The sequence below is a fragment of the Nonomuraea sp. NPDC049758 genome (genome assembly GCF_040674635.1).
Lineage (GTDB): Bacteria > Actinomycetota > Actinomycetes > Streptosporangiales > Streptosporangiaceae > Nonomuraea.
Window position 1 is genome coordinate 449,978 of record NZ_JBFAMZ010000005.1, and the last position, 12,461, is coordinate 462,438.

At 72.5% G+C, this 12,461-nt stretch carries 15 protein-coding genes; 8 read left to right on the forward strand and 7 right to left on the reverse strand.

Annotated features, from left to right (window positions below; translation table 11 throughout):
- Position 1 precedes the first annotated feature (1 nt).
- The 4 genes from AB0J46_RS16420 to AB0J46_RS16435 are packed head-to-tail and all read left to right on the forward strand — an operon-like array spanning position 2 to position 3,324.
- Entirely contained in the window at positions 2 to 883 is an 882-nt protein-coding gene (locus AB0J46_RS16420) for an ABC transporter ATP-binding protein (protein WP_364331975.1), read from the forward strand.
- Positions 880 to 1,599 carry an ABC transporter permease gene (locus AB0J46_RS16425; protein WP_364331978.1) on the forward strand — a complete coding sequence of 240 codons (720 nt, stop codon included), beginning with the start codon at positions 880 to 882 and terminating at the stop codon, positions 1,597 to 1,599. The genes AB0J46_RS16420 and AB0J46_RS16425 overlap by 4 nt, the downstream gene beginning before the upstream one ends.
- Before the next feature lie 19 nt (positions 1,600 to 1,618).
- Positions 1,619 to 2,722, forward strand: a complete 1,104-nt coding sequence (locus tag AB0J46_RS16430) for a sensor histidine kinase (RefSeq protein ID WP_364331981.1) — start codon at positions 1,619 to 1,621, stop codon at positions 2,720 to 2,722.
- Positions 2,719 to 3,324, forward strand: coding sequence for a response regulator transcription factor (locus AB0J46_RS16435; RefSeq protein WP_364331984.1), 606 nt, complete (start codon positions 2,719 to 2,721; stop codon positions 3,322 to 3,324). The genes AB0J46_RS16430 and AB0J46_RS16435 overlap by 4 nt, the downstream gene beginning before the upstream one ends.
- Here the strand turns inward: AB0J46_RS16435 and npdG are convergent.
- On the reverse strand, positions 3,321 to 3,974 hold the full coding sequence (gene npdG, locus AB0J46_RS16440) for an NADPH-dependent F420 reductase (RefSeq protein ID WP_358294256.1): 654 nt from the start codon (positions 3,972 to 3,974) through the stop codon (positions 3,321 to 3,323). The genes AB0J46_RS16435 and npdG overlap by 4 nt on opposite strands.
- Positions 3,975 to 4,077: 103 nt before the next feature.
- Between npdG and AB0J46_RS16445 the strand changes: the two genes are divergently transcribed.
- On the forward strand, positions 4,078 to 4,656 hold the full coding sequence (locus AB0J46_RS16445) for a hypothetical protein (protein ID WP_364331988.1): 579 nt from the start codon (positions 4,078 to 4,080) through the stop codon (positions 4,654 to 4,656).
- A gap of 58 nt (positions 4,657 to 4,714) precedes the next feature.
- Here AB0J46_RS16445 and AB0J46_RS16450 read toward each other — a convergent pair whose 3' ends face one another.
- A complete protein-coding gene (locus AB0J46_RS16450) occupies positions 4,715 to 5,656 on the reverse strand; it encodes a LysR family transcriptional regulator (RefSeq protein WP_352353485.1) in 942 nt (313 codons plus the stop codon).
- A 73-nt stretch (positions 5,657 to 5,729) separates the two neighbouring features.
- Here AB0J46_RS16450 and AB0J46_RS16455 point away from each other — a divergent pair, with 73 nt between their 5' ends.
- On the forward strand, positions 5,730 to 5,981 hold the full coding sequence (locus AB0J46_RS16455; protein WP_364331991.1) for a hypothetical protein: 252 nt from the start codon (positions 5,730 to 5,732) through the stop codon (positions 5,979 to 5,981).
- Entirely contained in the window at positions 5,978 to 6,637 is a 660-nt protein-coding gene (locus AB0J46_RS16460; protein WP_364331994.1) for a cyclase family protein, read from the forward strand. The genes AB0J46_RS16455 and AB0J46_RS16460 overlap by 4 nt, the downstream gene beginning before the upstream one ends.
- Before the next feature lie 7 nt (positions 6,638 to 6,644).
- Here AB0J46_RS16460 and AB0J46_RS16465 read toward each other — a convergent pair whose 3' ends face one another.
- The gene (locus AB0J46_RS16465) at positions 6,645 to 6,821 is read right to left on the reverse strand and encodes a hypothetical protein (RefSeq protein WP_364331997.1); all 177 of its coding nucleotides are present in this window, start codon (positions 6,819 to 6,821) and stop codon (positions 6,645 to 6,647) included.
- A 32-nt stretch (positions 6,822 to 6,853) separates the two neighbouring features.
- Between AB0J46_RS16465 and map the strand changes: the two genes are divergently transcribed.
- A complete protein-coding gene (gene map, locus AB0J46_RS16470) occupies positions 6,854 to 7,702 on the forward strand; it encodes a type I methionyl aminopeptidase (protein ID WP_357992860.1) in 849 nt (282 codons plus the stop codon).
- A gap of 13 nt (positions 7,703 to 7,715) precedes the next feature.
- Here the strand turns inward: map and AB0J46_RS16475 are convergent, their stop codons facing one another.
- From AB0J46_RS16475 to AB0J46_RS16490, 4 genes are all read right to left on the reverse strand, one after another.
- Complete coding sequence (locus tag AB0J46_RS16475) at positions 7,716 to 8,105, reverse strand: ATP-binding protein (RefSeq protein WP_358294264.1); 390 nt, start codon at positions 8,103 to 8,105, stop codon at positions 7,716 to 7,718.
- Between the two features lie 206 nt (positions 8,106 to 8,311).
- On the reverse strand, positions 8,312 to 10,288 hold the full coding sequence (locus AB0J46_RS16480; protein WP_364332000.1) for a cytochrome c oxidase assembly protein: 1,977 nt from the start codon (positions 10,286 to 10,288) through the stop codon (positions 8,312 to 8,314).
- Positions 10,285 to 10,866, reverse strand: coding sequence for a copper resistance CopC family protein (locus AB0J46_RS16485; protein WP_364332003.1), 582 nt, complete (start codon positions 10,864 to 10,866; stop codon positions 10,285 to 10,287). The genes AB0J46_RS16480 and AB0J46_RS16485 overlap by 4 nt, the downstream gene beginning before the upstream one ends.
- Positions 10,867 to 10,910: 44 nt before the next feature.
- On the reverse strand, positions 10,911 to 12,197 hold the full coding sequence (locus AB0J46_RS16490) for a helix-turn-helix transcriptional regulator (RefSeq protein WP_364332006.1): 1,287 nt from the start codon (positions 12,195 to 12,197) through the stop codon (positions 10,911 to 10,913).
- Between the last annotated feature and the right edge of the window lie 264 nt (positions 12,198 to 12,461).

Below are 12,461 nucleotides of genomic sequence, written 5' to 3' on the forward strand. Positions count from 1 at the left end.
CATGATCGAGGTGAACGAGCTCAGGAAGAACCACGGGACATTCGCGGCGGTGCGCGGCGTCACGTTCCGGGTGGGCGAGGGCGAGATCTTCGCCCTGCTCGGCCGGAACGGCGCCGGCAAGACCACCACGGTCGAGGTGCTGGCCGGCTTCCAGCGGCCGGACGGCGGCGCCGTACGGGTCGCCGGCCTCGACCCCTGGTCCGACCGCGCGGCCGTCCGGCAGCGCGTCGGCATCATGCTCCAGGAGGCCGGGTTCTTCCCCGACCTGACGGTCGCCCAGACGGTCGCGGTCTGGCGGGATTTCACCCCCGCGCCGCGCCCGGCCGGGGAGGCGCTCGACCTGGCCGGCCTGACGGACAAGGCCGGGACCAGGGTGCGCCAGCTCTCCGGCGGCGAGAAGCGCCGGCTCGACCTGGCGCTCGCCCTGCTCGGCCGCCCCGACGTGCTGTTCCTCGACGAGCCCACGACCGGCATGGACCCCGAGGCCCGCGCGAACACGTGGGAGGTCGTCTCCGGCCTGGCCGCGCGCGGCACCACGATCCTGCTCACCACCCACTACCTGGAGGAGGCCCAGCGCCTGGCCTCGTCCATGGCGATCATGGACAGGGGTGAGATCGTCGCGGCCGGCGGGATGGCCGAGACGCTGGCCGCGCGGGGCGGACGGGTGACGTTCCGGCTGCCCGCCGGGGTCTCCGCGGACGACCTGCCGCTGCCGGTCACCGTGGACGGCGGCATCGCCGTCTGCCGGGCCGAGGACCCCGACCTGGCCGCGCAGACGCTGCTGACCTGGGCGGCCGGCCGCGGGCTGCGGCTGACCGGCCTGGAGGTCCGCGCGGCCACCCTCGAAGACCTCTTCCTCGACCTGCCCAGGAGCGCCCGATGAGCCTGACCGCCACCTACCGTCTCGGCACCCGCCTGTTCTGGCGCGACCGTGCCATGCTGGCCGCCTCGGTGATCACCCCGGTCGGGCTGACCGTGGGCATGCCGGCGATGATGCGGCACGTCACCGGGGGCGGCGTGCCGTTCGCGACGGCGGTGTTCCACAGCTCGCTGGCGATCGTGCTGGCGCTCACCGCGTTCATGAACATCGCGGTCGCCCTGACCAACCGGCGCGACCAGCTCGTGCTCAAGCGGCTGCGGGCCGGGCTGCTGACCGACGCGCAGATCCTGGTCGGCCAGGTCGCCGGCACGGCCACGCAGACCTTCCTGGTGATCGTGCTGTGCGCGGTGGCCGTGCGGTTCGCCGCCGGGGTGCCGCTGCCGGACGACCCGCTGCTGTTCGCCGCCATGACCGCCGCGGGCTCGGTCGTCATGGCGCTGCTGGGGGCGGCGTACACGGCGGCGATCCCGCGCGGCGAGCTGGCCGGGGCGTTCGCCATGCCGGTGTTCCTGGTCGCCGCGGTGTCGGCGGGCGCGATGGGGCCGATCCCGCTGCCCTCGTGGCTGCGCCCGGTGCTGGACCTGCTGCCCACCTCGGCCGTGGTGCACGCGGCGAAGACCGGGGAGGCGCTCGTGCCGGCGCTCGTCCTGGCCGGTTGGGCGGTGGTGGGCGTGGTGGCGATCCGGTTGTGGTTCCGCTGGGAACCGCGCCGGTCCTGAGTCGGACATAATCGCTGCTGTGGTGGTCTCGTCCTCGGCGCAGAGGCTCGCGCGCGTGCTCATCACGGGCGTCTCGGTCGTCTATTCGCTCATCGGGCTGCTCTACTTCATGGGCGGCCCGGCGATCGGGCTGCTCGCGGCGGCCGTGACGGTCGCCGTCGTCTCCACCCACTACGTCAACATGCGGGCCGCCCTGCGCGGCGGGCGCCCTCCGCTGTTCCCGGCCACGCTGGCGCTCCAGGCCGTCGTCACCTACGCGGGCGACTACCTGCTGCCGAGCGGCTGGTCGTCGATCGCCGCCCCGTTGCTGGCCGGGACGCTGCTGGTGTTCCTGGGGCTGCGCTGGGCCGTGCCGCTGGTCGTCCTCATGATGCTGTACGAGGGCGCCACCATGTGGATCGGCCCCCAGTACGCCGTGATCACCCTGTTCTACGTGATCGCCATCCCCATCACCGGGTCGATGATCTACGTCCTGGTCCGGCTCGTCCGCGTCGCCGCCGAGCTGGAGGAGGCCAGGGCCGAGCTGGCCGACGCCGCCGTCCTCAAGGAACGCCTGCGCATCTCCCGCGACCTGCACGACGGCCTGGGCCGCAGCCTCACCGCCATCGCGCTCAAGGGCGACCTGGCCACCCGCCTGATGGACCGCGACCCCGCCTCCGCCCGCGGCGAGGTGGGCGAGCTGGTACGCGTCGCCCGCGAGGCCGCCCAGGACGTCCGCCACGTGGCCCGGGGCTACCGCGCGATGTCGCTGAGCGGCGAGACCGACCGCGCGGCGGCGCTGCTGGAGTCGTCGGGGGTGAGCTGCCAGGCGCACCTGGCCGACGTGGCGCTGCCCCGGCGGGCCGAGGAGGCCCTGGCGTGGGGGGTGCGCGAGGCGGTCACCAACGTCCTGCGCCACAGCAGGGCCACCACCTGCACGATCACCACGTCGCTGCGCGACGGCCGGGTCCGCCTGGAGGTCGCCAACGACGGCGCGGCCGACGAGCCCGGCGCTGAACCCGGCGCCGAGCCCGGCGGGGGCCTCACCGGGCTCGCCGAACGGGCCTCCCAGGCGGGCGGCACGTGCGCCGCCGCCCCCACGGACGGCGGCGGCTTCCTGCTGACCATGGAGGTTCCGGCGTGATCCGGGTGCTGCTGGCCGAGGACATGCACATGATCCGCGCCGCGCTCACCGCCCTGCTCCGGCTGGAGCCGGACATCGAGGTGGTGGCGGAGGTCGTGCGCGGCGACGAGATCGTGCCGGTGGCCCTCGACGTCCGGCCCGACGTGGCGGTCGTGGACATCGACCTGCCGGTGACCGACGGCATCACCGCCGCCGCCGAGCTGCGCGAACGGCTCCCGTCCTGCCGGATCCTGGTGCTCACGGCCATGGGGCAGCCCGGCCACCTGCGCCGGGCGCTGGCCGCGGGCATCGAGGCGTTCCTGGTCAAGGACGCGCCGGGCGAGCGCCTGGCCGAGGCCATCAGGCGCACCTCGGCCGGCCTGCGCGTGCTGGAGAGCGAGCTGGTCTCCTCGGCCATGGAGTACGGCGAGAGCCCGCTCACCCCCCGCGAGACCACCGTGCTCCGCCAGGCCGCCAGGGGCGCGACCGCCGAGGAGATGGCCGCCGGCCTGCACCTGTCGGCGGGCACGGTGCGCAACTACCTCACGGCCGCGATCACCAAGACGGGCGCCCGCAACAAGATCGACGCCGTCCGCGTCGCCGAGGACGCGGGCTGGCTCTAGACGTCGGTGACGCGCAGCCCGGCGTGGGCCTTGTAGCGGCGGTTGATCGAGATGAGGTTGGCGGTCAGCGCCTCGACCTGGTGGGCGTTGCGCAGCCGGCCGCCGTAGACGCCGCGCACCCCCGGGATCAGCTCGGCCAGCGCCTGCACGGTGTCGGTGGCCTCGCGGTCGTCGCCGAGCACCAGCACGTCGAGGTCGACCTTCTCCACGGCCGGGTCCATCAGCAGCACGGCCGACACGTGGTGGAAGGCCGCCACGACCCGGCTCTCGGGAAGCACCGCGGCGGCCTGCTGGGCGGCGCTGCCCTCTTCCACCGGCAGCGCGTAGGCGCCCTGCTTGTCGAAGCCGAGCGGGTTGACGCAGTCGACCACGATCTTCCCGGCCAGCTCGGCGCGCAACGACTCCAGCAGCGCCTTGTGCCCCTCGTACGGCACCGCCACGATCACGACGTCGGCCTCGGCCGCCACGTCGGCGTTGGCCCCGCCCCGCGCGCCCGAGCCGATCGAGCCGGCCGCCTCCTGGGCCCGCTCGGCGCTGCGCGAGCCGATCAGCACCGTGTGCCCGGCCAGCGCGAACCGCCGCGCCAGCCCCTTCCCCTGGTCGCCGGTGCCGCCGAGGATCGCGATGGAGAGCCCGTTCACATCTGTCATGGCTCCGATCATGCCAGCCCCGGCCGCACGCGCCGCAGCCCGGGGGCGGGCACCCGGCGGCGAACGGGCCACCTCCGCCGCGCTCCTCGTGCACCATGGAGGCATGGACTCAGGTTCGGTGGCATTCCTGCGCGAGCTCCTGGCCACGACGGGCTGGCTCGAACGCACCCGCGAGCTGGGCCTGGCCCTGCGGACCACCCGCTCGCCCGGCGGCCTGCTGCTCGTCGGCCCCCCGGACGACGAGCCCTGGCACGTCACCGCCCACCTCAGCGACGAGGCCAGGTTCTCCGGCCTGCCGCAGCTCGCCCCCACCCTGATCCGCTGGTCGCCGCCCGCCGACGCCCCCGCCCACCTGCGCGTCGGCCTCGACCGCCTGCGGCAGGCGGGCCGCGGCGAGACCCTGTTCGTGCTGTCGGAGCAGGCGGCGCCCGTCCCGCTGCTGGAACGCGTCGACGACGCCCGCCGTACGGGGGCCACCATCCTGGCGATCGAGGGCGCCGACTCCGAGCTGAGCGGGCTGGCCCACGACGCCATCGCCGTCCCGGCCACCGGGCTGATCACCTTCGACGGCGCCCAGCACCTGGTCAGCGCGGCGGCCGGTGAGGTCGAGCGGCGGGCGGGGCTGCGCGAGCGGCTGGCCCGCCTGCTGGAGAAGGTCAGCGGCCCCCGCCTGTCGGAGTAGAACGCGGCTCGCGGGTCAGGGCCGGTCGGCCAGACAGGGGCCGACGGCGGCTCCCGGGTCAGGGCTGGGCGGCGAGGCGGGGGCCGAGGGCGGCCCGCAGGTTCTCGGTGGCCTCCTCGATGGCGCCGATCACCACCGCCTGCACCGGGTCCGGCTCGCCCGACCGCGTCCTGCTCACCCGGGTGACCGCGTCCAGGCGGCGCGCCCCCACCTCCCGCACCTCGCTCACCCGCACCTCGCCCTCCGGCACGTCGAGCAGGGCCAGCGCAGGCACGATGGCCACCCCGTGCCCGGCGGCCACCAGCGCGAGCACCGGCGAGAAGTCGGTGACGACGTGCGTCCTGCGCGGCTCGACGCCGTGGATCCCGGCGAGCCGGTCGAGCGCCTGCCCGCACGCCTGGTCCGGCTCGGCGGCCACCCAGGGCAGGCGCATCAGGTCGGCCGTCGACTCCGGCTCGGGCCAGTCCGGCGGCAGCACGACCCGGAACTCGTCCACGTGCAGCGGCCGGACGTTCAGCGACGGCTGCGCCGGGACCGGCAGGCTCATGTCCTGCTCGGTGATGAGCAGGTCGACGGCGCCCAGGCGCAGCTCCTGGAGGGCGGGCTGGCCGTAGACCTCGTGGATGACCGGCGTGATGCGAGGGTGGCGCTCGGCCAGGGCGCGCATGGCGGGCACCAGCATGTGCTTGATGGCCGTGGGGAAGGCGGCGATCCGCACCGGCCCGGCCAGGCGTTCGGTGAACCTGGTCAGCTCCTTCCTGGCCTCGCTCAGCTCCTCCTCGACCCGCTCGGCGTACCCGGCGAGCACGCGTCCAGCCGGGGTGAGCGAGACGCGGCGCTGGGAGCGGTCGATGAGCGCCAGCCCGACCTCGCGTTCGAGCTGGGCGAGCTGCTGGGAGACCGCGGAGGGGGTGAGGAACAGCGCCTCGGCCGCGCGCATCACGCCGCCGCGGCGGGCGACCTCGTGCAGGACACGCAGGCGTCGAGGATCAATATCCATGCAGGTCAGCTTACGTCTACCTTTAGCTTTCTTTATTTGTGCTTTAAGGCCAAAAATCCAGAGAATATCGGCCATGGATCTCCTCCTCGACGCCGTCGGCTGGGCCGGAGCCGCCCTGCTGCTGGCCGGGTACGCCCTGGTCTCGTCCGCGCGGCTGTCCGGCGACGGCGCGACGTACCAGGTCGTCAACCTGCTCGGCGCTCTCGGGCTCATGGTCAACAGCGCCTACAACGCCGCCTGGCCCTCGACCGGGCTGAACCTCGTCTGGGCCGCGATCGGCACGGTGGCCCTCGTCAGACTCGTCCGGGTGGGAGCCGCCAAATGATCGTCGAACTCAGCCACCGCATCACCGAGGGCATGACCACCTACCCCGGCGTCCCGGGGCCGACGCTGGGCATCCACCTGAGCAGGGAGGACTCACGCGAGGTCTACGCCCCGGGCACCGAGTTCGAGATCGGGGTGATCACGCTGGCCGCCAACACCGGCACCTACCTGGACACCCCGCACCACCGCTACGCCGGCGGCCAGGACCTGGCGCAGGTGCCGCTGAGCAGGCTGGCCGACCTGCCCGGCCTGGTCGTGCCGGCCTCGGGGGACGGCCGCGAGGTGGTGCTCGACACCGCGCTCGACACCGCGCTCGACGTACGCGGCCGGGCGGTGCTGATCCACACCGGCTTCGACCGCCACTTCGGCACCGGCGCCTACTTCCGCGACCACCCGTACCTGGCGCCCGAGTCGGCGGCGTGGCTGGCCGAGCAGGGGGCGGCGCTGGTCGGCATCGACTCGCTCAACATCGACGACACCCCGCCGCACGGCGAACGCCCCGCCCACACGATCCTGCTGAAGGCGGGGATCCCGATCGTCGAGCACCTGACGGGGTTGTCGGCGCTGCCCGCGGAGGGGTTCAGGTTCCATGCCGCGCCCCCGATGATCGCGGGCATGGGCACCTTCCCCGTGCGGGCCTACGCCGTGGTGCCGTAGGCGGGGGTCACTCGTCCTCCTGCTCGGCCTCGTCCCACGCCTTGTTGCGGTCGGCGGCGCGCTGCAACGCGCCCGCCGCCTCCCCCTCCGAGGCGTAGGGACCCATCCGGTCCTTGTTGGGGCAGCCCTGGTCGGGCTCGACCCGCATGTGCTTGAGACAGAACCACCACTGGCCTTCGCTCACATGGTCAATTCTGCCCCGTAGACTCGTGTTTCATGACGACACTGCTCCAGCCCGGGCGAGTCTCGCCCGTCCGGAAGGTCCCCGCCCACATCGAGCGGCCGGAGTACGTCGGCAAGAAGCGCCCCACGACCGGCGAGTCCGACGTGAAGACCCCCGAGATCATCGAGCGCATGCGCGTGGCGGGCCGCATCGCCGCGCAGGCGCTCGAAGAGGTCGGCCGGCACATCGCCCCGGGCGTCACCACCGACGAGCTCGACCGCATCGGCCACGAGTTCCTGATCGACCACGGCGCCTACCCCAGCACGCTGGGCTACAAGGGCTATCCCAAGTCGCTGTGCACCTCGATCAACGAGGTCATCTGCCACGGCATCCCCGACGACACCGTGCTGCGCGACGGCGACATCGTCAACATCGACATCACCGCCTACATCGGCGGCGTCCACGGCGACACCGACGCCACCTATCTGGTGGGCGAGGTCGACGAGGAGTCGCGCCTGCTGGTCGAGCGCACCCGCGAGGCCATGATGCGGGCCATCAGGGCGGTCGCCCCCGGTCGCCAGCTCAACGTGGTCGGCCGCGTCATCGAGGCGTACGCCAAGCGCTTCGGCTACGGCGTCGTGCGCGACTTCACCGGTCATGGCATCGGCACGAGCTTCCACTCCGGCCTCATGGTCCCCCACTACGACGACCCGTCGCTGCGGGTGGAGCTGGTGCCGGGCATGACGTTCACCATCGAGCCGATGCTCACGCTGGGCACGATCGACTACGACATCTGGCCCGACAAGTGGACCGCGGTGACCAAGGACCGCAAGCGCACGGCCCAGTTCGAGCACACCATCATGGTCACCGAGACGGGCAGCGAGATCCTGACCCTCCCCTGACCGGCCCCGGCCGTCAGCGTCGCCTGGGGATCGCCCCGCTCACCGTCGTGCCCTCGCCGGGCACGCCGTTGACCGACAGGGTGCCGCCGAGCTCGGCGAACGCGGCCCGCATCCGGGCGATCCCGCGCCCCGCGCCGCCCTCTGCGAAGCCCTGGCCGTCGTCGCTGACCGTCAGGCGCAGGCCGCTCGGGCCCGTGGTCACCGCCACCGCGACCGTACGGGCCCGGCTGTGGCGCTCGACGTTGGACAGCGCCTCGCGCATCGTCTCCATGACGCCGCCGGACACCCGCGAGGGCACGTCGGTGCCGGGCAGCGCCCAGGTCTCGACGGTGATCCCCGTCCGCTCCGACCATTGCGCCAGGAGGCCTTCGAGCGCCTCGGCCAGGCTCTGCCCCCCGCGCATGCGTGTCTCTTCCGCCAATGGTCTCGCCTTCCTCGGCACCCCGGGCCCGCGCCGGTCCCCACTCCGGCGCCCCGCACGCGTCGCGCAATCCCCCCTCAAGGTCTGCGCACGCTAGCTGATGAGGTTATGCCCTTCTCCCCTGTGAGACAGGCTACCCGGCGGTCCTGAGACCTGTGAGCCGAGGATAGGGTGCCATGGCCGAACCGCTACTCGCCCTTGTCAGCGCGGTTGAGACGGGCGAGATAGTCGTTGTAGGAGTCGAGTTCGGTGTCGCGTGCGCCGCCCCGGTCGGCCTTGCGGTCGGCGCGGCGAGCCTGCCGTTCGTCGTCGCGGTACCACTGGGCCGCGATGGCCAGCAGCACGAGCAGCGTCGGGATCTCGCCGAAGCCCCACGCGATGGCCCCGCCGTCCTGCTGGGTCTGCAGGAGGTTGGCGCCCCACGTACGGCCGAGCGGCTCGTACCAGCCGGCGGCGATCACCGAGCCGGTCATCATCAGCGCGATGCCGAAGAAGGCGTGGAAGGGCATGGTGACGAAGAGCATCAGCAGCCGGCCGACGTACGGCAGCCGGCTCGGGCCCGGGTCGACGCCGATGATCACCCAGAAGAACAGCGAGCCGCTGAGCAGGAAGTGCAGGGTCATCCAGATGTGCCCCAGGTGCTCCTGCATGGCCGACTCGAACAGCGGCGTGAAGTAGAGGGCGTAGGTGGAGGCGACGAAGATGGCCGTCGCCACGACCGGATGGGACATGACCTTGACCGCCCGGCTGTGCAGGATCGTGGTGATCCACTCCCGGGGGCCCCTGTCGCCCCGCCTGGCCGCCGGCTTGAGCGCCCGCAGCGCCAGCGTGACCGGGCCGCCCAGGACCAGGAAGATCGGCACGATCATGGACAGCGTCATGTGCTCGATCATGTGCACGTCGAACAGGACCTTGGCGTAGCGGGCCAGGCCGCTCTGGGTGGCGAACACCAGCAGCGCGATGCCGATGAACCAGGCGGCGGTGCGCCCCCACGGCCAGGAGTCGCCGCGCCGCATCAGCCGGTGGACGCCGGCGCCGTAGAGCCCGGCGAGCACGGCGGCCACCGCGGCGAAGAACAGGTCGAACCACCACAGCGAGAACACGTTCGCGATCGTGATCTCCGGCGGGACGGGGAAGCCGAGCAGCTCGAAGGCCCGGTCGGCGGGCACGCTGAACTCGGGGGGCGGCGTGCGCGACAGCGCGACGGCCAGCCCGACGGTGGCCAGCATGAGCAGCGTCTCGCCGCCGGCCAGCCGGGTGAACGCCCTGGGCCGGCCGGCCTCCAGGTCGACGAGCGTGCGCTGCCGGTGCCAGTAGCCGACGTAACCCAGCAGCACGAAGGCGACGATCTTGGCCAGGGCCAGCAGGCCGTACTGGGTGGTCCACAGGTCGGACAGCGCGCCGAGCCGGGCGACCAGGCTGAACACGCCGGACAGGCCGACCGCGACGAAGCACCACAGCGCCAGCGCGGAGAACCGGGCGGCGGCCACGGTGAGCTGCGGCTGCCCGCGCATCGCGTGCGCGGCCAGCACGACCAGGCCGCCCACCCACAGGGCCAGCGCCAGCAGGTGCAGCGAGACCGCCGAGGTGGCCAGGTCATGGTTGGGCGAGGAGGAGGTGTGGCCGGTCAGCGGCGGCGGCAACATCGTCACCAGTGCGAACACCAGCAGGCCGGCCGCGGCCCCGGCGGTGATCGCGCCGCGCGAGAACAGCGCGATGGCCACCCCGAACAGCACCACCAGCGTGAGCGCCACGCCCTGGGTGGTCTGGGTGGCGGTGCTGGTCAGGTATTCCCGGTTGAGGATCTGCGGGACCGTACGGCCCCAGGAGTCGGCCGTGGTGAACACGATGGCCAGGAACGCCGAGGCGGCCCAGCCGAGCGCCGTCCAGGACGACGCCCTGACGTAGAGCAGGCCCGGCTTGCCGAGCATGCCCTTGTCGTTGGGCAGCAGCAGGGCGGCCGTGAGCAGCAGGCCGACGGTGAGCACGCCGGTGACGTCCATCAGCAGCTTGGACACCGGCAGGCCCCACCTGACCACCGCCCCGGCGTCGGGCAGCCCGGGGATGATCCTGGGGAAGGCCCTGCCCCCGGCGATCATGCCGATCACCAGGGCGGCGACCGCCGCCACCGCACCCGCGAGCGCGAGCCGCGCCGTTCTGCTCATGGCTTCTTCTTCCGCGCGCTGAACAGGAAACCGATGCCGATGCCGACCAGCGCGCCGATCACGATGACCAGCCAGGTCGGGAAGCCGCCCTTCGGCGTGGCCGCCGCCTGGTCGGCCGCGGGAGCTACCGGACCGGCGGAGGAGGGAGCGGGGGCGGCGGTGGAGGGCGCGGCCGACGCCGCGTCGGTGGCCGGCGCGCTCGGCGAGGCCGCCGGAGCCGCCTTGACCGTGAAGGGGATCTCGCCCTCGATGGGATGGCCGTCGGAGGAGACGACCCGGTAGGCGAGGGTGTACTTCCCGCCCGGCAGCGGCCCCTTGACCGCCTGCCGCACCACCGCGCCGTCGACCTCGGGCTTGCCCTCCTGGAAGACGGCCTCGCCCGCGCCCCGGACGATGACGAACGGCATGCGCACCTTGGCGGTGAACTCCAGCCTGACCTCGTCGAGGGCCTCGACCTCGGCGCCCTTGGCCGGGTCGCTGCTCTTGAGTGAGTCGTGGGCCAGCGCCGGGGTGGCGGTGCCGAGCACGAACAGGGCGGCGAGAATCGCGGTGAGTGCCGCGAGCGGGGAACTCTTCATGGCACCCCCAAGGCTACCGACGCCACCGCCCGGTCCTGACCTCGCTACAGCCCCGCGCAGGCGAGAGCCCGCTGGTAGGCGTCCACGGCGCCGTCGGAGTCGCCCAGCTGCTCCATCGTCTCGGCGGTGGCGTACCAGGTGGCCGCCGATCGCCGGGAGTCGGGCAGCGGCGCCAGCCAGTCGCGGACGGAGTCGACGTGCCCCTTGGCCTCGTCGAGGCGGTTGACGGCTCCGTAGATCTTGCCGAGGAGGAGGTCGGCCTCCGCCCCGAGCGCCGATCCCGCGTGCGCCAGCATGCCCTTGCCGGTCTTGGCGTGCTCGACGGCCTCGTCCAGATCGCCCGTCATCGCCTCGGCGAGCGCCAGCTCCACCAGGACGCGGGCCCGGTCGATGGTGCTGGTGGAGGTCTGCTCGTGCTCCACGATGGCCTGGCGCAGACCGTCGCGGGCCGCGGCGGCCTCGCTCGGCCACGCCTTGAATCGCCTCTGGATGAGCGCCGCCCGCATGATCGCGACGCTGCGCGGCGCACCGTGTTCGAGCTGCACGGCCATGGCGCGTTCGGCGAAGGACACGGACTCCTCGGCGTGACCTGTGGCGGCGGCCGTGATGGAGGCCAGCCAGTTGGCGGCCACGATCGAGCGCGGGGTGCCGAGCGCGTCGGCGGCGTTCAGCAATTCGGCCGCGAACTGCCGGGCGCGCAGCAGGTCGCCGCGCTCCAGGTAGGCAGCCAGCAAGGTGGCGCCGAGCTCCACGAGCAGGTCGTTCCAGGCGGGCCTAGAGGTGTTGCTGATCATCTGCTCGCCGACCTCGACCGCCTCGGTGAGCCGTTCGCTCTCCCGGTAGGCCCGGCACAGGTTGATGGCGATCTCGACGCGCCGGTCGGCCGACAGGTCGTCCTCTTCACGCAGCCTGTGCAGGATGGCGATCGAGTCGTCGAGGTCGCCGGCCGCCTGGGTCGCCAGCGCGAGTCCGAATTCGGTGTCTTGACGAAGTGCCGTCAAGCCTGTCAGGTTGTTGTTCGCCAACAGTTCGGTGAAGCGCGTGCGTGCCTCGGAGACCTCCCCGTTCTCGAGTGCGAGGCGCGCGTAGCCGAGCGCCAGCTCGATGTCCTCCATCTGCTCGGCGGTGACACCGTTGATCAGATAGGACAGCGAACAGTCGAGTTTCTGGGCCAGCAGCTCCAGGACTGCGGGGGTAGGAGTACGCTTGCCACTCTCGATCAAGGAGACGTAGCTGTCCGACAACTCCGGGTGCGCCAGCTGCGCCTGCGACAGGCCGCGTTGTCGCCGGACGGTCTTAATGCGGAGTCCGACCAGGTCAGATGTGGTCACAGTCGTTGCTCCCTGAGATGATGAAGTCCGAGCAACCCCACATAGGCGAGGGAGAACCCCCATGCGCATGCGTAGTGCCCTGTTCGCGCTGGCCGCCGCACTAATCGTCGCGGTAACCATTGGAGGCAATGTTACGGCCGCAAACGCCGAAACGTCTGCACTCTCCACGAACATGGACGTGATCTACTGCTGCTAGGCGTTTCCGGGAAGAGGGGGTGCGGACGCGCACCTCAATGTTCGGTACCGCACTGACCTTGTCAGCCG